This is a genomic window from Idiomarina sp. UBA4520 (assembly GCF_002388365.1).
In the GTDB taxonomy this organism is placed as follows: domain Bacteria; phylum Pseudomonadota; class Gammaproteobacteria; order Enterobacterales; family Alteromonadaceae; genus Idiomarina; species Idiomarina zobellii.
In genome coordinates, this window is sequence record NZ_DGMK01000022.1 from 184,080 (window position 1) to 207,700 (window position 23,621).

23 protein-coding genes and 2 tRNA genes are annotated in these 23,621 nt (G+C 46.9%); 6 read left to right on the top strand and 19 right to left on the bottom strand.

The genetic code is table 11. The annotated features are described in order from the left end of the window. Positions 1–43: 43 nt before the first annotated feature. The 3 genes from orn to B3850_RS11800 all read left to right on the top strand — a co-directional run bounded on the left by orn (position 44) and on the right by B3850_RS11800 (position 852). A complete protein-coding gene (orn, locus tag B3850_RS11790) occupies positions 44–595 on the top strand; it encodes an oligoribonuclease (RefSeq protein ID WP_058578412.1) in 552 nt (183 codons plus the stop codon). Positions 596–663: 68 nt separating this feature from the next. Further along, positions 664–739: transfer RNA gene (locus B3850_RS11795), tRNA-Gly, on the top strand. 37 nt (positions 740–776) lie between these two features. Then, a tRNA-Gly gene (locus B3850_RS11800) sits at positions 777–852 on the top strand. A gap of 17 nt (positions 853–869) precedes the next feature. On the opposite strand, the gene B3850_RS11960 is transcribed toward B3850_RS11800, so the two are convergent. The 6 genes from B3850_RS11960 to B3850_RS11825 form a co-directional block, all read right to left on the bottom strand. Next, complete coding sequence (locus B3850_RS11960; RefSeq protein ID WP_339612206.1) at positions 870–1,292, bottom strand: HipA domain-containing protein; 423 nt, start codon at positions 1,290–1,292, stop codon at positions 870–872. Then, positions 1,262–1,711, bottom strand: a complete 450-nt coding sequence (locus tag B3850_RS11965) for a HipA N-terminal domain-containing protein (RefSeq protein WP_339612207.1) — start codon at positions 1,709–1,711, stop codon at positions 1,262–1,264. The genes B3850_RS11960 and B3850_RS11965 overlap by 31 nt, the downstream gene beginning before the upstream one ends. After that, positions 1,711–1,968: a helix-turn-helix domain-containing protein gene (locus B3850_RS11810; protein WP_053954328.1), complete on the bottom strand. Its 258-nt coding sequence runs from the start codon at positions 1,966–1,968 to the stop codon at positions 1,711–1,713. The genes B3850_RS11965 and B3850_RS11810 overlap by 1 nt, the downstream gene beginning before the upstream one ends. 128 nt (positions 1,969–2,096) lie before the next feature. Further along, on the bottom strand, positions 2,097–3,245 hold the full coding sequence (locus tag B3850_RS11815) for a dicarboxylate/amino acid:cation symporter (protein ID WP_286872043.1): 1,149 nt from the start codon (positions 3,243–3,245) through the stop codon (positions 2,097–2,099). Between the two features lie 45 nt (positions 3,246–3,290). Beyond that, a complete protein-coding gene (locus tag B3850_RS11820; RefSeq protein ID WP_286911774.1) occupies positions 3,291–4,208 on the bottom strand; it encodes a histone deacetylase family protein in 918 nt (305 codons plus the stop codon). 3 nt (positions 4,209–4,211) lie between these two features. After that, on the bottom strand, positions 4,212–6,053 hold the full coding sequence (locus tag B3850_RS11825; RefSeq protein ID WP_273270041.1) for a bifunctional acetyl-CoA hydrolase/transferase family protein/GNAT family N-acetyltransferase: 1,842 nt from the start codon (positions 6,051–6,053) through the stop codon (positions 4,212–4,214). A gap of 93 nt (positions 6,054–6,146) precedes the next feature. Between B3850_RS11825 and B3850_RS11830 the strand changes: the two genes are divergently transcribed. Beyond that, the gene (locus B3850_RS11830) at positions 6,147–8,243 is read left to right on the top strand and encodes a tetratricopeptide repeat-containing diguanylate cyclase (protein WP_286872038.1); all 2,097 of its coding nucleotides are present in this window, start codon (positions 6,147–6,149) and stop codon (positions 8,241–8,243) included. Further along, positions 8,240–9,460, top strand: a complete 1,221-nt coding sequence (locus B3850_RS11835; RefSeq protein WP_054491309.1) for an Nramp family divalent metal transporter — start codon at positions 8,240–8,242, stop codon at positions 9,458–9,460. The genes B3850_RS11830 and B3850_RS11835 overlap by 4 nt, the downstream gene beginning before the upstream one ends. A gap of 54 nt (positions 9,461–9,514) precedes the next feature. On the opposite strand, the gene B3850_RS11840 is transcribed toward B3850_RS11835, so the two are convergent. Further along, on the bottom strand, positions 9,515–10,513 hold the full coding sequence (locus tag B3850_RS11840) for a DUF4382 domain-containing protein (protein ID WP_054491310.1): 999 nt from the start codon (positions 10,511–10,513) through the stop codon (positions 9,515–9,517). A 172-nt stretch (positions 10,514–10,685) separates the two neighbouring features. Between B3850_RS11840 and maoP the strand changes: the two genes are divergently transcribed. Then, complete coding sequence (gene maoP, locus B3850_RS11845) at positions 10,686–11,051, top strand: DUF413 domain-containing protein (protein WP_053954321.1); 366 nt, start codon at positions 10,686–10,688, stop codon at positions 11,049–11,051. Here maoP and B3850_RS11850 read toward each other — a convergent pair. The 12 genes from B3850_RS11850 to cutA all read right to left on the bottom strand — a co-directional run bounded on the left by B3850_RS11850 (position 11,048) and on the right by cutA (position 23,525). Then, positions 11,048–12,832 carry a bifunctional diguanylate cyclase/phosphodiesterase gene (locus B3850_RS11850; RefSeq protein ID WP_053954320.1) on the bottom strand — a complete coding sequence of 595 codons (1,785 nt, stop codon included), beginning with the start codon at positions 12,830–12,832 and terminating at the stop codon, positions 11,048–11,050. The two genes, maoP and B3850_RS11850, sit on opposite strands and share 4 nt — an antisense overlap. A 70-nt stretch (positions 12,833–12,902) precedes the next feature. After that, positions 12,903–14,186 carry a phosphoribosylamine--glycine ligase gene (gene purD / locus B3850_RS11855; RefSeq protein WP_286872022.1) on the bottom strand — a complete coding sequence of 428 codons (1,284 nt, stop codon included), beginning with the start codon at positions 14,184–14,186 and terminating at the stop codon, positions 12,903–12,905. An 8-nt stretch (positions 14,187–14,194) separates the two neighbouring features. Beyond that, the gene (locus tag B3850_RS11860; RefSeq protein WP_286872020.1) at positions 14,195–15,058 is read right to left on the bottom strand and encodes a class I SAM-dependent methyltransferase; all 864 of its coding nucleotides are present in this window, start codon (positions 15,056–15,058) and stop codon (positions 14,195–14,197) included. A gap of 86 nt (positions 15,059–15,144) precedes the next feature. Beyond that, positions 15,145–16,701 carry a bifunctional phosphoribosylaminoimidazolecarboxamide formyltransferase/IMP cyclohydrolase gene (gene purH, locus B3850_RS11865; RefSeq protein WP_286872017.1) on the bottom strand — a complete coding sequence of 519 codons (1,557 nt, stop codon included), beginning with the start codon at positions 16,699–16,701 and terminating at the stop codon, positions 15,145–15,147. Positions 16,702–16,775: 74 nt separating this feature from the next. Next, complete coding sequence (gene fis, locus B3850_RS11870) at positions 16,776–17,069, bottom strand: DNA-binding transcriptional regulator Fis (protein WP_053954316.1); 294 nt, start codon at positions 17,067–17,069, stop codon at positions 16,776–16,778. A gap of 7 nt (positions 17,070–17,076) precedes the next feature. Continuing rightward, the gene (dusB, locus tag B3850_RS11875; protein ID WP_053954315.1) at positions 17,077–18,048 is read right to left on the bottom strand and encodes a tRNA dihydrouridine synthase DusB; all 972 of its coding nucleotides are present in this window, start codon (positions 18,046–18,048) and stop codon (positions 17,077–17,079) included. A gap of 124 nt (positions 18,049–18,172) precedes the next feature. Next, entirely contained in the window at positions 18,173–19,054 is an 882-nt protein-coding gene (gene prmA, locus B3850_RS11880) for a 50S ribosomal protein L11 methyltransferase (RefSeq protein WP_053954314.1), read from the bottom strand. Positions 19,055–19,058: 4 nt separating this feature from the next. Next, a complete protein-coding gene (gene accC, locus B3850_RS11885) occupies positions 19,059–20,408 on the bottom strand; it encodes an acetyl-CoA carboxylase biotin carboxylase subunit (RefSeq protein ID WP_053954313.1) in 1,350 nt (449 codons plus the stop codon). A 20-nt stretch (positions 20,409–20,428) separates the two neighbouring features. Next, positions 20,429–20,890, bottom strand: a complete 462-nt coding sequence (accB, locus tag B3850_RS11890; RefSeq protein WP_053954312.1) for an acetyl-CoA carboxylase biotin carboxyl carrier protein — start codon at positions 20,888–20,890, stop codon at positions 20,429–20,431. Between the two features lie 8 nt (positions 20,891–20,898). Next, positions 20,899–21,363 carry a type II 3-dehydroquinate dehydratase gene (gene aroQ, locus B3850_RS11895; RefSeq protein WP_273270451.1) on the bottom strand — a complete coding sequence of 155 codons (465 nt, stop codon included), beginning with the start codon at positions 21,361–21,363 and terminating at the stop codon, positions 20,899–20,901. Positions 21,364–21,507: 144 nt separating this feature from the next. Next, positions 21,508–23,217, bottom strand: a complete 1,710-nt coding sequence (locus B3850_RS11900) for a protein-disulfide reductase DsbD (RefSeq protein WP_286872169.1) — start codon at positions 23,215–23,217, stop codon at positions 21,508–21,510. After that, positions 23,214–23,525, bottom strand: coding sequence for a divalent-cation tolerance protein CutA (gene cutA / locus B3850_RS11905; RefSeq protein WP_273270449.1), 312 nt, complete (start codon positions 23,523–23,525; stop codon positions 23,214–23,216). Before cutA ends, B3850_RS11900 begins: the two co-directional genes overlap by 4 nt. Between the last annotated feature and the right edge of the window lie 96 nt (positions 23,526–23,621).

Below are 23,621 nucleotides of genomic sequence, written 5' to 3' on the forward strand. Positions count from 1 at the left end.
AATGACGCTATCATACAACAAATTGCATTGAGAGAGCAGGGTAATGGCTGAAGACGATAAGAAACAACGCTTAATTTGGATAGACTTGGAAATGACCGGCTTGGTGCCGGAAGAGCACCACATTATTGAGGTAGCGACCATTGTTACGGACGCTGAACTCAATACAATTGCCGAAGGCCCGGTTATTGCCGTTCATCAACCCAAGAAATACCTCGATCGCATGGACGCCTGGAATGTGAAAACCCATACCGGCTCAGGTCTCGTCGAACGCGTGCAAAAAAGTCAGCATAACGAGCGTACTGCAGCGGCAGCAACCATTGAATTTTTGCAGCAGCATATCGATGCTGGCGTATCGCCTATGTGTGGTAACAGTATCTGCCAGGATCGTCGTTTTTTAGCACGTCATATGCCGGATCTCGAAGCGTTTTTCCATTACCGTAACCTCGATGTGAGCACGTTAAAAGAACTGGCAAAGCGCTGGCAGCCAGAAGTAGCGGATAGCTTCAAAAAGTCCGGCGCGCACGAGGCCTTGGCAGATATTCGAGAGTCTATCGATGAGCTGAAACATTACAGAGAACATTTTTTCAGCAAATAAGCCAATTGCGGCGCAAAAACTATTGACCTTATCGGTGGTATCAGTAGAATACACGCCGCACTGACGAAGCGGGAATAGCTCAGCTGGTAGAGCACAACCTTGCCAAGGTTGGGGTCGCGAGTTCGAATCTCGTTTCCCGCTCCAACGTCAGACTTTCCAGAATACTGCAAAGTACCAATACGCGGGAATAGCTCAGCTGGTAGAGCACAACCTTGCCAAGGTTGGGGTCGCGAGTTCGAATCTCGTTTCCCGCTCCAATTTTTTTATCTAAAAGTCAGCTAATAAGTCTCTCTTTTCGACGATTAAGACCTTCAAAAATAGGCTCTGCAACTTTCATTGGAAAGTGTTTGGGTAAGCGCTTACTAACCTTTTCAATAACGTTATCTGTGCTTTCATACATTACCTTAAGAACGTCCTGCATCTGTTTTAGGCTGTACTGCGCTTCCTTTGCCGAACTGATGAAATGACGCCCGTAAATCTGGAAAAGCTTTGACTTTCGACCTTTTGAGCCTTTAAGTGTCATAGCGAGTTTTAAGTCTCTTAAATGAAGCCCTTGACCACCGACTGCTGGGTACGCAGAAAGAATGTCGTAAAGCGGAGTTAACTTGAAACCACCCCCTGGCTCTATAAACACAGAAAAGTTTTTAGCGTGCCCGTCGGTTGCTCCTAGCAGAAAAAATAGCACCTGTGCTGCCATAAAAGTTCTTCTGTCTTTGTGAGAGTTAGAAGAGCCTTTTCTAGCTTGCTTTCATTCAGAGGCTGGTAGTTTATTGTCTTTATATTGCCAGGTTGTTCCCCTTGAGGGTAAAACTGTAAAGCGCCTACTGTATCTCGGCCTACTGCTTTGAGAAGATCGAAAGGTTGTTTCGAGTCGGCTCGGTAGCGTGCAACAATCCTGTCTCTAACTTCCTGGCTATCGGGCAGAAGGTTATCGAAAAAGTTGATGACTTCAGGACCTTCGTAGGCGTTCCTTGTTAGAGGCATTGATAACGAAATGGGGCGGGCGCCCGGTGTCTCGAGCCAGTTGATACTGTAAGTAAAACGGTGGGCGCCAGAGTTACTACGGTGCAGCTCACCGACCAGCAACCCGTTCATATAAATATCGAGTTTATCCATTACCATTCCTCGTTCCATGAGTGTTCAGTGTTGTTTTCCTGAGCGTTTTCCTTGCTCTTAATGCTTAATTCTAACCCCAGCGCTGATAGAAGCCGAAATAACGTATCTATTTGGCTTTTCTCAGGAGAAAGCTCAAAGCTTGAGACAGTGCCCTGTCTTAAACCAACAGATTCAGCAACTTTTGCCTGACTTAAACTTTGTCGTTTTCTTTCATCTTTTAAATGAACCGCTAACGCGTGGGGGCTTGTAATTTTCATACCTATTCCTAAACGCGAGTCCGTTTAAGAACAGTATTATACGCATTTACGTGTAAATCAAATTTTAATCGCTAGTGCGTGTATATAAATTTCTAAACGCACTAGCGACTAACCGAGTTTGAAGGTTTTCACTGACTCTTCTTCGAGCTGTCCACAAACATCGCAATAGCGCCATCACCAGTAATGTTACAGGCGGTACCGAAGCTGTCCTGTGCCATGTACAAGGCTATCATTAAGGCGACGGCGGTTTCGCCGAAACCCAGCATGGAACCTAACAGGCCAACCGCCGACATAACCGCACCGCCTGGAACACCCGGTGCAGCTAACATGACAATACCCAACATTAAAATAAACGGCAGCATGGTAAAGAACCCGGGAATGGCGAGGGAGTTATGCAGCACCATAACCGCAACAGCACAGCTGACAATGGTAATGGTGGAGCCGGCTAAATGCACGGTAGCGCAAAGTGGCACGGTAAAGTTGGCAACGTCGTTATTGACTCTGTTTTTACGTACGCTCTGCAGGGTGACTGGAATCGTGGCGGCGCTAGACATAGTACCTAGTGCGGTAAAATACGCCGGCAACATGTTTTTGATCAAAAACAGCGGCGAACGACCGGTTTTGATACCCGCCATAATGTACATAGAGGTAATGTAAACCCAGTGTAGGGCAACGGCGAGTATCAGAATAACGCCAAAGGTTTTGAGCGTGTTAAAGACGGTACCGGCAACAGCCATTTCCGCAAAAATGCCAGCGATATACAGCGGCAATAAAGGAATAATAACTTTAACCAGCAGCAGCTCAATAATGTCACGGCCTTGATCAGAGAGCTTTTTCAAATTCTCCGCTTTGGTACTGGCTATGCCTAAACCAAAAATAAAGGCTAAAACCAAAGCAGACATGACTTCCATTAGCGGTGGAACTGACAGTTCAATAAAGGGTTCGATAGTGGCTTTGGCTTCTGTAGAAACACTCTGAGCGTCGGTTGTCAGCCAGGGAACGACAATGCTGGCAGCGAAAAACGCAACAATGCCAGCTGTAACGGTTGAGGCATAAGCAATGCCTAAGGTTTTACCCAGCATTTTTCCGGAGTTGCTCGGTAAGCTGGCAATACCGCTGGTAATAAAGAACAAAATAAGTAATGGGATAGTGAAGAACAGCAGCTGACCGAACAGTGTTTTGAAAGTCAGCAGAAGTTGGCTGACCCATTCTGGCATGTATAACCCAATAAGAATACCGGCGACAATGCCCGCCACAAGTTTAAGAACTAATCCCATAATATTCGACTCTTTTTTATGAATGTTTTAAGAATAGAGGTGCGCTTAGAGTAGGCCTTTTAAATGCGCAACAACACTGCGGCCTAACGCGCTGAGATTATACCCACCTTCGAGCGTAGATACGATACGACCGTCACAGTGTTTGTCGGCAATTTCTTTCAGCTTAACGCTTATCCAGTGGTAGTCTTCTTCTTTCAGTAGAAACTGGGACATGTCGTCTTCTGCGTGACCATCGAAGCCGGCAGAAATAAGCACCAGTTGAGGCTGGAATTGGTCGAGGGCATGGAACCATTTCTCTGAAACGGCTTGTTGCCATTGTTCGCCTTTGCAGCCAGCCGGCAGTGGCACGTTATGTACATTGCTGGCGCTGCTGTCTTCGCCGGTGAATGGGTAGAAGGCCTGCTGGAATGACGAGCAGAACAAGATACGGTCATCACCCTGAACTATGTCTTCGGTACCGTTGCCGTGGTGTACGTCAAAATCGACAATAGCAACGCGCTCAAGCCCGTGTTTTTCAATAGCGTGGTACGCCGCAACGGCAATGTTGTTGAATAAGCAAAAGCCCATGGCTTTTGAGCGCGTAGCGTGGTGGCCGGGTGGGCGAACGGCACAAAAAGCCTGTTTGTTGAGGGTGGTCATGACATCGTCAACCGCATTAACTGCCGCCCCGGCTGCTTTCAAGGCGGCGGTTAAGCTACCTGGTGTCACTAAGGTGTCCGGATCTATCCATTCATGGTCGTACTCAGGAATTTCCGCACGAATAAAGTCGATATGTGCTTGCGAATGCGCTGCTTGAATAGCTTCCCAGGGCGCTTCTGTTGCTTCTTTTCGTATGAGAACGAAGTCGAGCCCGGAGCGAATGAGTTGGTCATTAATAGCTTCAATACGGGCAGGGCACTCGGGGTGCTGCTCGTTGGGTATGTGTTTAAGGCAGTCATCGTGACTGAATACGACTATCGACATAATTTATTCACTGCCTTCTTTAAGGTCGAGTTTTAGCAAAACCTCACCGGGCTCTTCACTGGGCAGGCGTTTGAAGCCGCCCCGTTCAAACACACTTAACATGGGTTTATTCGCGGCTAATACGTAGGCTTGCATACTGTCCAGGCCGCGCTCCCGGGCTATGCGGATCATTTCATCTAAGAGCTTGCCCGCCATGCCGCGGCCCTGGTATTTCTCGCGGGTCACGAAAGCAACTTCGCAACTATTTTGCGACTCGATGTAGTAGTAACGCCCAACGGCCTGAATTTGAACGGCTGAACCTTTTTGGTGAACAATACAGAGTGCTAGGTCTTTAGATTGATCAACACTGACTAAGTTACAGGACTTTTCACGACTCATGCTAGTGGGCACGGCGTTGTAGCGCAATTGCAGCGTTTCTTTAGTGTGCGAGTAGAAAAATTCCTGCAGGCGACGTTCATCAGATGGGTATAGCGGGCGCAGATCGAAATTTTCGCCGTTGATTTTCAGCTTTTTAAAGCCAATGTCGCCAAGCTCCGGCACATCAACCGGCGTTTGTTGCTGATAATGTGGCACCCAGTAGTGTTTACGAACCTCCTGCAATAAGTGACTACGGAATTTAGGGTGAGCTACCCGAATTAACTCCATAGCTCTCTCGCGGATACTTTTGCCACGCAATGAAGCGACCCCAAACTCTGTGACCACATAGTGAACGTGGCCACGAGTGGTAACTACGCCAGCCCCTTCTCTTATAAAGGGAACTATGCGGGAGACTTTACCGTCGTTGGTGGTTGAGGGAAGAGCGATAACTGGTTTACCGCCTTTACTTAAGGAAGCCCCTCGGCTGAAGTCCACTTGCCCGCCTATACCGCTGTAAAATTGATGTCCAATAGAGTCCGACACGATTTGTCCGGTTAAATCGACTTCAATAGCACTGTTTATCGCCACTAACTTATCGTTACGTGCGACATTAGCGGGCGAGTTGACGTATTCACTCGGATAAAAGCCTACGTGGGGGTTGTGATCGACAAAGTCGTATAGGGCTTTTGACCCCATGCAGAAACTCGTCACAATTTTATTCGGGTGAAAGGTTTTCTTGCGATTATTAATGACGCCTTTCAGCATCAAATGCATGACATCGTCGGTAATCAGTTCGCTATGAATGCCTAAATCTTTATGATTACTGAGGTATCTCAAAGCGGCTGCACAAATATTGCCAATACCTACCTGTAAGGTTGCGCCGTCTTCAACCAGCAAGGAAATATATTGACCAATACGCTCAATGATTTTGCTATTGTCGTGCTCTGGCGGCGCCAGTTCCGGCAAGGGTGAGGAATGCTCCCAAAAGTAGTTAATTTGATTTTCGTGTAAAAACGACTGTCCGTAAGTGACAGGCATTTGCGGGTTAACCTGAGCTATCACGGTTTTTGCGGATTTAGCTGCAGCCGCTACCACATCAACTGATACACCCATTGAGTGATAGCCATACTTATCGCCCGGAGCAACCATAATCAACGCCGCATCCAGTGGCAAAATCCCATTATTGAACAGGTTGGGTATGTCTGAAATAAAGCTTGGCGTGTAATCAGCCCGGCCTTCGTTGACAGCTTTGCGAATTGTACCGCCACCGATAAAAAAGGTATTTACCTTAAAAAGTTGCTGATATTGCGGCTCTGCCCATTTGTTATCGGACAGCGTCATAAGCTGCACAATTTCAATATCGTGCAGATCTTTTGAGTTCTCTATCAGGTCGTCAATTAAGGCTGTTGGCACCGCAGCATGAGAGCCGATAAAGATGCGCTGACCCGATTTTAGAACGTTCGACCAATTAATTTTTGTTTCTGTCATAACATCCGTTTTATCGCAGATGTATATTTTGTGCAATGGTTAAAATTCGGGTAAACTCGGCGATTAATTTATAAACGAAACGACGTCGTTCCCATGCATAAAAATAACAATAAATGGGCTCACTTTTGGGCTACTTTGTCATTATTGCTGCTACTTAGCTTTGCGGTTAAGGCAAACCAGGCACCTATTGAGAATATCAACGGAGTGCCGGTTGATATGGCGATAGAGAAGCAGCTCGATAAGTATCTTACGACTAGCGGTGAAGAAGGCGTCGATTCCAAAGCGTTGCTTTTTGGCGTTCTTGAAAAAATCTCTAGCGAAACCCCGGTTGCAACTCGCGCCAGAGCGTTGAGCTATGAAGCTTACTGGCACTATTATGAAGGCAATACAGAGCTTGCTTTTGAAACGCTGGATAAATTATTTAATCTTGCTGAAAATACAGAGCTAGCTGATGTAAAAGTGGAAGCTTTAGCAACACAGCTGGAACTGGTCCAATACGAAGGCAAGTACGGTGAAGCATTTTTATTACTTAGTGATATAGAGATTCACCTTTCCAGCGCACGCATGCCTCGTCTTAGATACTTTGCACACAACCGTATTTCTCGTGTTTATGCTGACTGGAATAGGTATGACGATGCCCTGCGTCACTTGCTCGCTGCTCAGGAAGCTGTTAGCGAAACCAACAACGAAAGAACCCCTATTCGTCAGCAGTACCTAGACTATTCTATCGCTGTTATTCAGTCCGAACTGAAGAACTGGGAAGGTGCTCTAAGCACCATTAACAAAGCGATAGAGCATGCTAAACAGAATGGCTTAACTTATGATTTACCGGACTTCTACCTTCAAAAATCTTATATAGAAGCCGGTATGGGTAACAGGGAAGCCTCTCTGAATTCATTAAGAAAAGCCTATGATACTGCCGAAAGTGGTGACCGAATTTATTTGCTGCCGACAATTCTGAATAATTTCGGCGATCATTACATGTATGAAGAAGACTGGGAGAAGGCACGCAGCCATTTACTAGAAGCGCTAGAGCTTGCTGAAGAGGTTGAAGATGTTTGGATGGCTCAAACTATACATTTTAATTTAGGGTTTGTTGAGGTGCATCAGGGGAATACTGAGGCGGGCCTAAAAGAAATGACGGATGCCGTTCAATTTTACAGGGACGAAGAGTTAACAAAAAAAGTGGAAGCGATGTTAGGTGAACTCGCTCAGGCTTACGAATTTGCGGGCTTATATCAGAAACAAGCAGAAACTCTAAAAGAGCAGGTTGCGTTGTCAAAGGAGCACTACCAAAGCGATCAGCAAAAAAACCTCGCAAACCTGCAACAACTTTATGAAACCAAAGACAAAGAGCAACAAATTGAGTTATTAGAACGTCAAAATGAACTTAAAGAGCAATTGTTGGAAATAAACCAACAGCGGAATATGATTTGGTTGTTGCTTGGTGTTGTGGCGTTATTTGCTACTGTTTTCGTATTCATCATGTATCGAAAAGCACGAAAAGCGAACCTACGCTTAAAAGCGGCGAACAGTATGTTGGCCGATCAGTCCTTAAAAGACCCGCTCACAGGCTTGTGGAATAGGCGCGCACTGCAAAAAGAAATGGATGAGCGCAAGAAACATGGCGAGCGCCGTGATGCCGCGACTCAGTCCGATGGCTTAATTCTGCTTGACCTCGACTTTTTCAAACGCATAAACGATCAATACGGGCATGCAGCGGGGGATGAAGTGTTGGCCGAAGTTAGCCGACGCCTGCAGATGATCTGCCGAGACAGCGACAAACTGATACGCTGGGGCGGGGAGGAGTTTCTATTCCTGGTTCGCAATGTCGATGATGAAAACCTAAAAGAGCTGAGTGAGCGCATACTGAATGAACTGGCTAAAAAGCCTGTTAGGTATGAAGGTTATGAAATTCCAGTGACAACCACTATTGGTTTTATTCGCCTACCTTTCTCGGGTGTTTCAGAGAAACAAATGGATTGGGAAAAAGTACTTCAGGTTGCTGATATGGCGTTGTATATGGGCAAAGCGCACGGAAGAAACCGTGCTTGTGGGGTTACTGAGTTGCATGTGTCTTATGAAGAGGCCCAGGCAATACTGGAAACCGACTTGTCTGAGGCATTAAGTAATAAATGGATCTCTATGGAAACCATTGAGGGTCCTGAAGCGCCTCAAGACCCCTCATGAAGCTATCTCAGTTTGGCCCCGGCGCGCTGGTCGCTGCCGCTTTCATCGGCCCCGGAACTGTTGTTACGGCGTCGTTAGCCGGTGCTAATTATGGCTATGCTTTGTTATGGGCTTTAGTTTTTTCTGTTTTCGCTTGTCTTATCTTGCAAGAAATGTCGGCTCGCATTGGGTTAGTGACTCAAGCTGGGCTGGGCGAGAATATCCGAAATAACCTGACCGCGGGCTGGTTGCGGTGGTTAGCTCTTTTGCTTATTTTCAGTGCAATAGCCATTGGCAACAGCGTTTACCAGGGCGGAAACTTATCTGGTGCGAGTTTAGGAGCTTTTGAACTGCTAGGTCCTGTGCCATTAGTTGATAAATGGCTAAGCAATGCCTGGGCAGTGGTTATTGGTGTTGTGGCCTTTCTGGTACTTTGGTCGGGTAATGCTCGGGTTATCGAGAAGTCGTTAATTGCCATGGTGCTCCTTATGAGTATCGCATTTCTAGGTACGTTCTTTTTGACCGATCCTGACTGGGCTGGTGTATTTAACGGTATTTTCGTGCTCAGCATGCCTTCGGGAGCGACGCTTACTGTGGTTGCGCTCATTGGCACAACGGTTGTGCCTTATAATATCTTTCTTCATGCCTCCAGCATTTCTAAAAAATGGCAGTCAACCAGTGATTTGCCAGCAGTTCGTCGCGACTTATTTGTTTCCATTCCATTAGGCGGCTTAATATCCATGGCAATTGTGGCGACTGCCGCATCGGCGTTTTTTGGTCACCAAATTACAATTTCCAGTGCTGCCGATTTAGCCGTCTCCTTAGAGCCTCTGTTTGGTGATGCCGCAACGTATCTAATGGCAATTGGTCTGTTTGCTGCGGGAATTTCTTCGGCGACAACGGCCCCTTTAGCAAGCGCCTATGCGCTAAATGGTATTATGGGGTGGTCAGTGAATTTGAAGAGCAGGGCCTTTAGGACGGTCTGGTTGAGTATTTTGGTGTTGGGCGTAGCTATTTCCAGCCTTGGCATAGAGCCTGTCACCGTTATTTGGTTTGCGCAGGTCGCTAATGGGATTTTGCTGCCTGTTATTGTGGGCTTTTTATGGTGGTTGAGCTGGGGAAGTTTATTGGGTCAGAATCGCAATTCCTGGTGGCAAAACCTGTTAGCGGCAATGGTGTTTATCATTTCAATTGTACTGAGTGTCAGAAGTTTAGGTTCAGCGTTCGGAGCTTTTTAGCCCTCTAAAATAAGAAAAAGGCAGCGTCCCTGCTGCCTAAAACTGCGAAATGAGTTATTCGCTTGCGGCACCAATAAACTCGAGTTCTACTGGTTCACTTGATGCTTCAATGGTGACATTTTCAGTTAGGAAAAACTCTATGTCATCATCTGCTTCTGGGTCATCCGTATTATTACAAGTTAACGCAGCGGTGTACTCGCCGGTCGCAACGAAACCCATAGCGAAGTCATAGGTATCAACCCCGTCAAAATAAACCGCTGTGCTCGCGTACGGCTCATTCTCTTCGCTACCGCCGTTGTCGGCTAACGCTGAAGCTTCTAAATCGCTGCCTTTATAAAGGTAAACGTAAGCAACTGGCTGCGATTCATCTTCAGGTGCGACAGTGCAGGCTTCATTAAACAGCAGAGCGCCTTCGGCTACTGTACCTTTCAAGTGGCCAACCGCTGAGTTATCAACTAAGCGAACACCGCGTGGCTTCAGAATATAGTGTGCTTGACCGACCGGGTTGGTCATTGCATGGCGTAGATCAAACTCAACAGTGAAGTTAAGGTTACCGCCTGCATCAGCTATGAATCCATCGAGTTTAAGTTCATTGGATGGCACTTGGACAGGTACTTGCTCAGCTTCTCCATCGCCATTTGTGTCAGTCATGATGTACGAACCATCGGCCATTACCAGTCTGAGTTGTCCATATTGACCGGCTTCAATTTCTGCGTTTTCGAGAAACACCATCGACTCGTTACCAGTAAATTCAAGTAAGTCGATGCCTATTGTATTAGGAATTGGGTTACCTTCCTCGTCTAGGCAAAGGTCATTCTCTTCAGGTGCTTCTAAATCATCGCCAACCGTAAATGTCTGCGTTCCATTTCCGTTTCCAGTGAGCTCCACGGCATTAAAGCAGGCAACCACGGACTCTGCGTTATCGACAGGCGCGTCACTTACTCCTAAAGTCAACTGAGCAGTATCCGGTGTGGTCGGGTCATCATCTGAACCGCCACAAGCGGCTAGCGTTACTGTCGCCAAAGCTAACGTAGTGTATGCAAATAAACGCATGGGCATTCCTCCTTATGAGTTAACTCCTGTTATTTATAGGCATTACCGCACTTATTTAAAACGCGTTTTACAAACATTTTCATTGACAAATTCTCAGTATGGCTCTATATCGTTTTTGTCGTAAATAACGACAGGCTTTTTGTTCGGTTTTAGTCTGTAGGAAGGGCTTATCATGACCATTATTACCCGAGAGTTATTATTGAAGAAACCGTTTAACGATTTCCGAAACTACCCTTATGGCTTCGCTCGTTCGGGCGATTTTTCTATCCGGGAAAGCGATGCATTGACACACTACGGTTGTTTAATTACCGCCATGCTTAATGGAGAGTTTAAACCGACTTCTCAAGAGGATATCGACTTACTGGCTGCTGCAAAAGGCGAGCAAGCGCCTGCTACCCCGGTTGAAAAAGCCTGGGCCAAATATCAGGCGCGTATTCACCGTCCTAAAGTCGCCAGTATGTATGGCAAAGGTAAGTTTGCGGATGACTCATTAGGCTCATCGTCTGACACAGAAGACGATTTGATTGTCGAAGATTAAGAATGTGAACTAACAAGCTTTAAGCGTCTGGGGGCTTGGCGGTGGCAAAGGTAACAATGGCTGCCGCCAAAACGCTTTGCTTCTTTCTTGGCCTCGGTTGCTAGTAAGGCAACGTCATGGTGCGACTCACAAAGTTTAGCGTCTGGGCTGACCACTCCAACGGCAATGCTCAATAAAGAAAAGAATGTTGGGTGACCCTCTCGGTTAACTGCCTTAATGCCGCCAAGCTTTATATGTTCCTCTTGATAAAACTGAATGACATCCCTATCAAACAGCTCAATAACGTTTTTACAGCTGTTTTCAACGAGACCTGCATTTCCCGCTGAGTGATCAAATATTACAACAAAGTCATCACCACCAATATGACCGACAAAGTTACTGCACCCTGTAAGGCGTTTCTGCAGTAGCTGAGCAACCCACTTGATCACTTGATCACCTTGCTCGTAGCCATAAATATCGTTATAGGGCTTGAAGTGGTTTAAATCGAAGTAGGCGACACTAAATGGGGTTTGAGCTTTCAACTTTTCGTTGATAACCCGATTTATAGCTACATTACCGGGCAATTGAGTTAAGGGATTGGCATGTCGGGCATCATTAATTTTTAGCTCAGTTATTTTCCGCAGTAAGCTCTTTATAGAAGCTACGCCGTAATATCTGTTATTGCGAGTGACGATAATATGTTGATAGACATCGGTTTCTTCGTGCTCAGTGATTAACTGACTGACGTCTTCTAACGATGCTCGCCAATCAACAGCTATCGGTTCTTTTTCCATAATATGCACAACGTGCTTGCTGGCATTTAAGGCATGCCCATAAGAGCCGGAAAAACGCTCTAACAGTTTTTCTCTGCGAAGCACGCCTACCACTTGCTGGTATCGGGTGACCGGAAGTAACGACAATGAGGCATTCTTGGTAAAACGGTTGAGTGCCTCTAGTGCCGGTTCATCATCAGCAATAGTTTCCAGTGAATTAACAACGCTGGCGATAGTTTCGTGGTAGCTGCTTTTAGTAGGCTGATATGTATTTAAAAGGGATGTGTTTACATCTCTCGCAGGCAACTTGGCAGGCCTACCGAACAGATAGCCCTGGCAGTGCTTAATGCCTAATGCGTGAAGCTGTTCAAGCTCATCTTTGGTTTCAATCCCCTCAGCAATAACTTTCGTTTGTATATTTTTTGCCAGCGAGAGAATGCTTTGAACAAACACCCGTTTAACCGACGACTCATGAATATCCTGAATGAAATAGCGGTCAATTTTAACGTAATCAGGATGCAGCTCAGACCAAAGCTTTAAGCCAGAATAGCCGGCACCTAAGTCGTCGATGGCTATCATAAAGCCTAATTGACGGTAATGAATAATGGCTTCTTTCAGGTTTTCGGTATCCTCTATTGGATATCGCTCTGATATTTCAATAACAATTTGGTGAGGATCCAGTCCCAGCTGCTGTGACAGTCGTAATGTTGAACCATGGGGGTGGGAGTCATCTTTTAAAACGTTGGGGTTTACGTTTAAAAACAGTTTGCCGGTCATACCTCGGCGCTGAAACTCTTTTATCGCGGCGTAACGACAGGCAAGCTCAAGCTCTGAGAGTAAATCGCTTTCGTGAGCAACCGAGAACAGTTTATCGGGAAACTCCAGAACATGGCCTTTAGGCCCCCTAATAAGGGATTCATGACCAATCACACAACCGCGGGTAGTATCAACAACGGGCTGAAAGAGGGGATACAATTGTTGATTATCAATGAGTGAAATGAGTGCCCGGCGGTTATCGCTCGTTGACATAAAGCCTCCTGTCATAAACACCACGGATGATAAGTCCTTTTTATGACGGTGTTATGACAGGAGGTGGGTTTTAGCTTTCGCGTTTAATGGCTCTGTGGGCAATATCTGTGCGGAAGTAGACATTGTCCCAGCTAATATTATCAACCAGTTGGTATGCGAGGCTTTGAGCTTCTGTCACAGTTTTACCAAGTGCGGTGCAGCAAAGAACGCGACCGCCGCTGGTAACTACGTTTCCGTTGTTCATTTTGGTACCGGCGTGAAAAACCTTTTGATTCTCCAGCTCAGTGTCCGGTAAACCGTGAATAACGTCGCCTTTATTGTAGCTTTCAGGGTAACCACCTGCGGCCATGACCACGCCTACCGCCGCGCGCTCATCGAACTCGATAGGTGCTTGGTTTAATTTGCCCTCGACTGCTTGCAGACATAGCTCAACTAAGTCTGACTTAAGGCGCATCATAATTGGCTGTGTTTCCGGGTCCCCAAAACGACAGTTGTATTCGAGCACCTTGGATGTACCATCTTCCGCAATCATTAACCCAGCGTATAAGAAGCCTTTATAAGGAGCGCCTTCAGCCGCCATTCCGTCAACGGTTGGTTTAATAACATGACGCATTACCCAGTCATGAATCGCCGGAGAAACGACCGGTGCTGGAGAATAGGCGCCCATACCACCGGTGTTCGGGCCCGTATCGCCATTGTCACGAGCTTTATGGTCCTGGCTAGAGGCAAAGGGTATTGCGCGTTCACCGTCAACCATTACAATGAAAGACGCTTCTTCGCCTTTTAAAAACTCTTCAATGACCACACGGTGACCTGCGTCACCAAAGCGGTTGCCTGCCAGCATATCGTCTATCGCTGCGTTAGCTTGCTCCAGGGTTTCAGCGATAATAACGCCTTTACCGGCTGCTAAGCCGTCTGCTTTGATGACAATAGGCACGCCTTTTTCAGCAACATAAGCTTTTGCAGAGTCTACTTCTGTGAAGTTTTGGTAGTCGGCGGTTGGAATCTTGTGACGTTGCAGGAAGTCCTTACTGAACGCTTTAGAACCTTCCAGCTGAGCGGCTTTAGCTGTAGGACCAAAAGCGGCTAAGCCAGCTTCAGTAAATTTGTCGACAATGCCGGCGACAAGAGGTGCTTCAGGACCAACAATGGTCAGCCCAATGCTTTCCTGTTTGGCAAAGTTAAGCAGGCCGTCGATGTCTTCGGCCGCAATATCAACGTTTGTGAGGTTTGGCTCACGTTCAGTTCCTGCATTGCCAGGAGCTACGAACACACAGTCTACTTGTGAGGACTGTGATGCTTTCCACGCCAGTGCGTGTTCACGGCCTCCGCCGCCAACAACCAAAACTTTCATGAGTATCCTTATTCTACGGGTTTTCTAAACTTCAGTGTGAATCGGTCACTCTCACCGATGGCTTTATAAATTTCAGCGTCATCACCATCTTCGACATTGAGTGTTGGAGGTAAATTCCAAACACCGTTAGGATGGTTCGCTGTATCTTTCGGGTTTGCATTAATTTCACTGCTTTCGACAAGCTCAAAGCCAGCCTGTTCAGCAAGACCAATAACCCAGCTTTCTTTAATGTAACCACTGTTTTCCATAGCGCCATCGTCTGCACTTTCTGGTAAACGGTGATCAACCACACCCAAAATACCATCCGGAATTAATGCTTGATGGAATTGTCGGAAAGCATCCAACACCGCTTCTTCGCCGCCACTCATATACCAATTGTGTAAATTACGGAAGGTCAGTATGCGATCAGCGCTGTTTGGCGGCGCAATATCAGTTTCCAGTGGTGTCAAAGGGGCAAACTGAGTCAGCTCAACATTGCCAAACACAGCTTCGCTGGTGAGGCGTTCTTTAAATTTATTGAGTGAGCGTTGGTAATAGTCGCTTTGTGTATCTTCCGGAAAATGTGCAGCGTAAAATGTACCTTCGTCAGCGAGGTATGGCGCCAGAATTTCGCTGTAGTAACCACCGCCTGGCCATATTTCGACAACGGTCATCGAAGGTTCAAGTTCGAAAAACTCTAGAGTTTCTTTTGGATGGCGGAACTGATCACGCTCAACATACGCAGGCGTGCGATCCTCGTGGTTAACTGCGCTTTCTAAAGTGATAGGTGCGCCTTGCTCTGTGCTTGCCGGTGCCGACGACTTCGGACCACTGTCACAGGCTGATAACGCCAAAAGAGAAACCATGGATAATGCGATTGCAGAATATTTCATATAACTGCCTCTTCGTTTTTATAAGTGTTTGTAAAGATTAGCCCCGAATCGTCGGGGCAGCAAATAACATCACTTATCACTACGCATTAATGGCGGAAATGGCGCATCCCGGTAAAGACCATGGCTATGCCGTGTTCGTCTGCGGCAGCAATAATCTCGTCGTCGCGAATAGACCCACCGGGTTGAATAATAGCTTTAATACCCGCTTCAGCGGCAGCATCGATACCGTCCCGGAATGGGAAGAATGCGTCAGATGCCATGACTGAACCTTCGACCTGAAGGCCTTCATCAGCTGCTTTAATGCCGGCAATTTTTGCACTGTAAACCCGACTCATTTGCCCAGCGCCAACACCAATGGTCATACCGTCTTTGGCATAAACAATGGCATTTGACTTAACAAACTTAGCCACCTTCCAGCAGAACATCAGGTCAGTCATTTGTTCTTCGGTTGGTTGAACCTTGCTAACGACTTTCAACTCGTCTTCGTTAAAGTCCTGAGTGTCGGTATCTTGTACTAATAAGCCGCCGGTGACTCGTTTATAGTCGAGCTGAGTGCCAGAGTCAGCCCACTGACCACACTCGAGCAAACGTACGTTTTTCTTACCGGAGACGGCTTTTTTCGCGGCATCGCTAACGCTTGGCGCAATAATAACTTCGACAAACTGGCGCTCAACAATTGCAGTTGCTGTCGCTTCATCCAGTTCGCGGTTAAACGCAATGATGCCACCAAAAGCTGAGGTTGGATCGGTTTTAAAGGCTCTATCGTAAGCTTTGGTAATAGACTCGCCAATGGCAACGCCGCAAGGGTTCGCGTGTTTTACAATGACGCACGCAGGCTCTGCGAAACTTTTCACACATTCCAATGCTGCATCGGTATCGGCAATGTTATTAAAAGACAGTGCTTTGCCTTGTAGCTGCTCTGCTGTAGACACGTTACCTTTAGGCGCATTACGCTCAGTGTAGAACGCTGCCGATTGATGCGAGTTTTCACCGTAGCGCAAGTCTTGTTTCTTAGATACTTGCAAGTTCAAGGTGCGCGCAAAGTCATTGTCGCTGAGCTGCAGGCCTAAGTAGTTCGCTATCATACCGTCGTATTGGGCTGTGTGTTCAAACGCAGCAACCGCAAGATCAAAACGGGTGTTGTAGCTGACACTACCGCTGTCATTAATCTCATTTAAAACACGGTCATAGTCAGACGCATTAACTACTATAGTGACATCTTTATGGTTTTTCGCTGCCGCGCGAACCATGGTTGGACCGCCAATATCGATGTTCTCTATCGCGTCTTCTAAAGTACAACCTTCCTTCGCGACCGTTTCGGCAAATGGATACAGGTTCACAACGACCATGTCGATAGGCGCAATGTCTTGCTCTTGCATAACGTCCTGATCAATGTCTCGTCGACCTAAAATGCCGCCATGAACTTTCGGGTGCAGCGTTTTCACACGACCGCCCATAATTTCCGTTTGACCTGTATGCTCAGAGACATCAATAACGGTTAAGCCAGAGTCGCGCAAAAGTTTAGCAGTGCCACCTGTAGAGAGAATTTCAATATTTTTCGCTGCTAACGCCTGAGCAAACTCAACGATGCCTGTTTTATCTGAAACACTGATTAACGCGCGTTGGATAGGACGGTTTTCCATGGTTTTGCCTTTCTGTTCTAAGTTACTTTTTTAAGCCATAAAAAAAGGGCGCCAAAAGGCGCCCAAAAATCGTATTAGTTCATGCCGTATTTTTTCAGCTTTTTGCGTAAGGTGCCGCGGTTAATGCCTAGCATGGTCGCGGCGCGGGTTTGATTACCCCGGGTGTAAGTCATGACCTCTTCAAGTAATGGTGCCTCTACTTCTGAAAGCACCAGTTCATACAGCTCTTCTGGGTCCTGACCGTCAAGCTGGCGCAGGAAGCTGTGCAGTGCTTGCTTTACGGAGTCACGCAGCGGCTTAGGCTGAGCGTTGTTTCCGATAGTGGTCAGGGGAGATACATTCTCACGATTAGGGTTTTGATCAAACATAATACGCTTATCTCTTCTCTACAGTGACAAAATAATCTTCAAGTGCCTGGAGTTGCTCGCTGGCGTCTTCCAGGCGATTAAATACTTGCCGGAATTCATCGTTGCTGGCTTGTTCTTTCAAGTACCAACCAACATGTTTTCTGGCTATTCGAACACCTTGAAAGCTGCCGTAAAATTGATGCAGCTGTTCAACGTGATTAATCGTTGTTTCCGCGACTTCCGATATTGACGGTGGCGCTAATTCTTCACCGGTTTCCAGGAAATGGCTTATTTCCCTGAATAACCAGGGATTTCCTTGCGCGCCACGTCCTATCATTATTGCGTCAGCACCGGTATAAGCTAAAACCTGTTGTGCTTGCTGTGGTGTACGAACATCACCATTAGCAATGACAGGGATTGAAACCGCTTCCTTTACCGCTCGTATGGTGTCGTATTCGGCTTCGCCTTTGTACATACAGGCTCTTGTTCGACCATGCACTGCGAGCGATTGAATACCACAACGTTCGGCAATTTTTGCTATTTCAATGCCATTTTTATTGTCCCGGTTCCAACCGGTACGGGTTTTTAACGTGACCGGAACATCGACAGCTGAAACCACGGCTGTCAGTATCTCTTCAACAAGCTCCGGGTATTGCATCAGCGCAGAGCCTGCCATTTTTTTATTCACTTTCTTCGCTGGGCAGCCCATATTGATGTCAATAATTTGAGCGCCCATATCGACATTCACTTTGGCCGCTTCTGCCATTAAAGAAGGCTCGGAGCCTGCAATTTGCACGGCGCGAATACCTAATTCACCCGAGTGGTCCATGCGTTGCCTGGATTTCCCGGTTTTCCACACTTTCGGGTTACTGGACAGCATTTCAGACACTGTCAAACCTGCCCCTTTGCTGTAACACAGCTGACGAAAGGGCTGATCAGTAACTCCGGCCATGGGAGCTAGAATGACCTGATTGTCGAGTTGATATGGACCAATCCGCATCGGTTAAAAACTACTCAGCGAAAGGGGAGAGAATTTTATGGAATTTGCGCAATAAAGAAAAGGCTATTTATTACGCAATTTGATTCTTTTTTTAACTTTTTACTATTGACAAAGCGAACGCTTGTTAACCAACTCGAGTACCGCTGAGCATTGCCCAGTCGCCGTCTATGACGGGCGTGTCGAATTTTATGTCAGGCTGGTAGGCTTGTATTACATCGCTGACTTGACGTTCCAAAATTCCGGAAAGTACGAGCTGACCACCGGGTTTAACAAATGCCAGTATGGTGTCCGACAACTCTCTGAGTGGTCCGGCGAGCACGTTGGCTAGGACTAAGTCGACCTGTGTTAGTGGTTGCTCGCTTGGCAGGAATACGTCGAATTTGCTGCTGACACCATTACGCTCCGCATTGTCTTTAGTGGCGATAAGTGCCTGTTGGTCAATGTCGATACCAATAGCGTGCTTCGCATCAAACAAGAGTGCGGCAATACCCAAAATACCGGAGCCACAGCCAAAGTCTAAGGTGGTCTTATCTTTTGGTGGGTTAGCGTCAAGCCATCGCAAGCACATAGCTGTCGTTGGATGCGTACCGGTACCAAACGCCATGCCTGGATCAAGCAAGATATTTACTGCTGACGGGTCAGGAATATCGCGCCAGCTAGGGCAAATCCAAAGGCGCTCGCCAAACTGGATAGGGTGGAAGTTATCCATCCACTCACGTTCCCAGTCCTTGTCTTCAAGCGCATCGGTTTTGTATTGAAGCGGGGTCGGTAAAATCGACGACTTTTCCAAGTTAGTGACAACCGACTTAATATCAGCCTCAGCGTCAAACAATCCCGTGACTAGAGTGTTTTGCCATAATGTCACTTCGCCCGGTCTGGGTTCAAAAATAGGTGTGTCGGCGCCGTCACGGTAGGTGACCGCTTGAGCGCCATTGCCCATGAGCATGTCGCCGACACGCGGCGCATGCTCTTCACTACTGGAGAGGGTGAGTTGTATCCAGGCCATTCTGTTAATGACCGCCCATACCGAGCTTTTTCTCTAAGTAGTGAATGTTGGTACCACCATGCTGGAAGTTTTCATCCGCCATGATGCTTTTTTGCAGAGGTACGTTGGTTTTAATGTTCTCAATAATGAGCTCACTCAACGCATTGCGCATACGTGCAATAGCGATATCGCGGTTTTCGCCGTAGGTAATGAGCTTACCAATCATTGAGTCATAATTAGGTGGCACTTTGTAGTCTGCATAAACATGAGAGTCCCAGCGAACACCAAAGCCGCCCGGAGGGTGGAATCGTGTGATTTGTCCTGGTGACGGCACAAAGGTGTCAGGGTCTTCTGCGTTAATTCGGCACTCTACAGCATGCCCACGAATAACAACGTCTTCCTGGCTGATAGAAAGCTGTCGGCCAGCAGCAATGCGCAGCTGCTCTTTAATAAGGTCGATACCGGTAACCATTTCGGTGACTGGGTGCTCCACCTGAATACGGGTGTTCATCTCAATGAAGTAGAACTCGCCGTTTTCATATAAGAACTCAAAGGTACCAGCACCGCGATAGCCAATTTCTATACAGGCCTTGGCACAGCGCTCACCAATGAACTTACGCATTTCTGGCGTAATACCTGGGGCTGGCGCTTCTTCGACCACTTTCTGGTGGCGACGCTGCATAGAGCAGTCTCGCTCGCCTAAATGAATAGCGTTGCCCTGGCCGTCGGCGAGAACCTGAACCTCTACGTGGCGAGGGTTTTCCAGGAACTTCTCCATATAAACAACGGGGTTCCCGAAAGCAGCTCTTGCTTCATTCTGAGTCATACTAATGGCGCTTAGTAACTCGCTTTCTTGACGCACAACGCGCATACCGCGGCCACCGCCGCCGCCTGCCGCTTTAATAATAATTGGGTAACCAATGCGCTTGGCGAGTTTAATATTGCGCTCATCATTGTCGTCCAGAGGACCGTCTGACCCTGGAACACAAGGAACCCCGGCTTTTTTCATGGCTTTTATCGCTGAGACTTTATCGCCCATCAGGCGAATAACGTCTGCTGTTGGTCCCACGAAAACGAAACCTGATTGTTCAACTTGCTCAGCGAAGTCTGCATTCTCAGCAAGGAAGCCATATCCTGGGTGAATGGCGGCTGAGTCGGTAATTTCTGCAGCGCTAATAATTCTTGGTATGTTCAAATAGCTTTCATTCGCCGGTGCTTTACCAATACAAATGGCTTCATCAGCAAGCAGTACGTGCTTTAAATTTCTGTCGACCGTCGAGTGAACCGCAACCGTCTTAATGCCAAGCTCTTTACAAGCTCGCAAAATTCTCAGTGCAATTTCGCCGCGGTTGGCTATGACCACTTTATCTAACATGACAAATTCCTGCGGTTACTTTATTCGATAACAAATAGTGGCTGATCAAACTCAACTGGCTCTTCGTTCTCGACCAGAATTTGTTTCACAACACCGGACTTGTCTGCTTCAATTTGATTCATCATTTTCATTGCTTCAACGATGCACAGTGTTTCGCCGGCGTTGACTTGTGAACCCACAGTGACAAATGGCTTAGCATCAGGTGAAGGCGCTTCGTAGAACGTTCCCACCATGGGTGAGCGAACGATATGACCGGATATTTCTTCACTGGGTGCTTCAGCACTATCGGCAGCAGCTGGTGCTGACTGAGCTTGAGGCGCCGCTTGAGGTGCTGGTTGCGGAGCGTACTGAACGGGCGCTGGTGCCGCCTGAGCGCTGTATCGGTTAATACGAACTGACTCTTCACCCTCGGTGATTTCTAACTCAGCCACGCCTGACTCTTCAACCAGTTCAATCAATTTCTTAATTTTACGAATGTCCATGCTAACGCTTACCTTTCAATGTCGTTGTTATTTAAATGCTGTAAAGCGGCCTTCAAAGCGTACTCATAACCTGAAGGTCCTAAGCCGCAAATAACGCCGGTTGCGGCGTCCGCTAAATACGAGTGATGCCGGAATGACTCACGGCGATAAATATTGGAAATGTGTACTTCAATAAATGGAATAGCAGTGGCTAATAGTGCATCTCTTATTGCAACGCTGGTGTGAGCGTAAGCCGCAGGGTTGATGATGATGTAATCAACGTCAGATTCTGCTGCTTGCTGTATCCAGTCAATCAGTTGATGTTCGGCGTTTGACTGCTTAAAGGTCAGCTCCGCGCTCTCTGCTTTAGCGATACTGTTTAAGTCCTGCTGAATATCAGTGAGTGTTTTATGACCATAAATCGAGGGCTCCCGCGAACCTAGCAGGTTAAGATTTGGGCCATTTAGCACTAATATATGAGAAGGTTTCGCCATTATGCCGCCATCTGCTTCGAAATCACTGAAAACTAACTATTGTAGACAGTAACTTCTAATGTGAGTTCTTATTTTCCGTATTATAGGCAAAAATGACAGGAATGCAGCACTTTACTGGTCTTATCAGAGCATTTAGGCGCAAAATTACTCATTTAGCATGTTTTCAAGGTGCTTTTTAAAGTCTTCAGCGTTTTTAAAGCCCGTTACACGGTATGCTTTCTGCTCTTCGCCGTTTGGTGAAAAGAACAAAATGGTTGGCAGACCCAGCACTTTGTAGTGATTCAGTATAGCGATGTCCTGCTTATTGTTGGCGGTAACGTCAGCTTGTATCAAATGCATACTTTCAAAGTGTTTTTGTACGTTGGCGTCAGAGAAGGTGTACTGCTCAAACTCTTTGCAGGCAATACACCAGTCAGCGTATAAATCCAGCATAACCCACTCATCACTCTCGGTTATTTCGCGCTGAATGTCTTCAAGAGTGCTTACTTGCTTAAATAAGCCATGACTTTGCTGCTCTAACTGAGCTTTATTCACTTGCCAGTAAACCCCAATGGTAGCCAGGCTCGATAAAGCGATTAATGAAATAACGGTCGATTTCACTGAGGTAATTCGACTAATGGCGGCAATTAACGCTCCGGCGGCAATCACAAAGTAGAATACCCATAGCCACATACTTATATGGGTTGGTAGTAAACGCTCGATTAAGAACAGTGTGACAGCAAGCAGTAACCAGCCAAAAACCTGTTTCACGACGGTCATCCAGGCGCCGGCTTTAGGCAGCAGCTTACCGCCACTGAGACCGAACAAAATAAGAGGAACACCCATGCCTAAACTTAATGCATAGAGTATTGCTGCACCGTTTATGATATCGCCTGATTGTGCAATAAAGAGTAAAGCGCCGGAAAGAGGTGCCGTTGTGCAGGGAGAGGCTACTAATCCGGAGATGGCGCCGATAATGAATACACCTAAGGGGCTACCTCCTTTTTGTTGACCGCTAAACTGCTGCAGTCGAGACTGCCAGCTAATGGGAAGTTGTAAGGTAAACACACCAAACATACTTAACGCGAACGCGGTGAACAATACTGCTAAAACAATGAGAACCGCTGGGTGCTGAAAATAGGCTTGGTATTGCATGCCTGCGAGCGCAACGACCAGGCCTAATAACGAATAGGTGATAGCCATACCTTGCACATAAATAAAGGACATCCATAACGTATTACGCCAGGTGCGCTGACGGTTTCCCAGGACAACGCCCGACAGAATCGGATACATAGGGAAGACACAAGGGGTAAATGCTAAACCTATACCCAAGGCAAAGAACAGCAGAAGAGTCACCACAAGTGACTGCTCGCCAATACCGAATAACGACTCGTCGGAACGTGTTTCGTTTGCTGTACTGGCGTCAGCTTCGGCGCTAACGTCAAGCGTTATGGTTTTCTGGGTCGGTGGGTAACATAGCCCCGCATCAGCACAGCCTTGATACTGAATGGTAATTTGTTGGCCGGAGTAGTCTTCGCTTAGCTCGAAGGTAAGCTCTGCATACTCTCGGTAAATAAAAGACTCGCCGAAAAATTCGTCGTGATGAGACTCTGCTTCAGGGAAGTTTAACTCACTAGCTAAGGCGTTCTTTGGAACCACCGAAAAGCGGTGTTGATACAAATAGTAGTTTGGCGCAATTAACCAACTGACAGTTACTGTTTTGCCATCAACGTCGCTGCTAAAGTCAAAGGCTTCATCGACCGGTAAAAACTCTTGGTTATTACTGGCGAATGGACTCTGTGTCGCGGTAGCGGGTAATGTCGCTGCGACTATCAATAATAAAGCTAGAGTTACCTGGAACAGCGATTTTATCATTTTACGGTATCCTGAACCCATTGTAGGTAATCGGGTAAGCCGTCGGTAACATCGACACTGATAAGCTCTGGTGAATCGTACGGGTGTATCTTCATTATTGCTTCTTTGAGAGCCTCAGACATGTCGTCAGTGGTCTTAATAAGTAGCAGCCATTCTTGATCGTGCTGAATTTCGTTATTCCAATGATACACCGAGGTAATGCCCGGGATGATATTAACGCAGGCGGCCAATTGCTGTTCCACAATCGATGCGGCTAACTCATTAGCGGACGACTGACTATCGGTTGTGCAATAGAAGAGTTTGACCATGGAAACACCTGTATCATTGCGTTATTCAATTGAGCAGCAAAATTACCATAAAAAATTTTTATCTGCCCCCCTTGATAAGACAAAAATTTCCCCCAT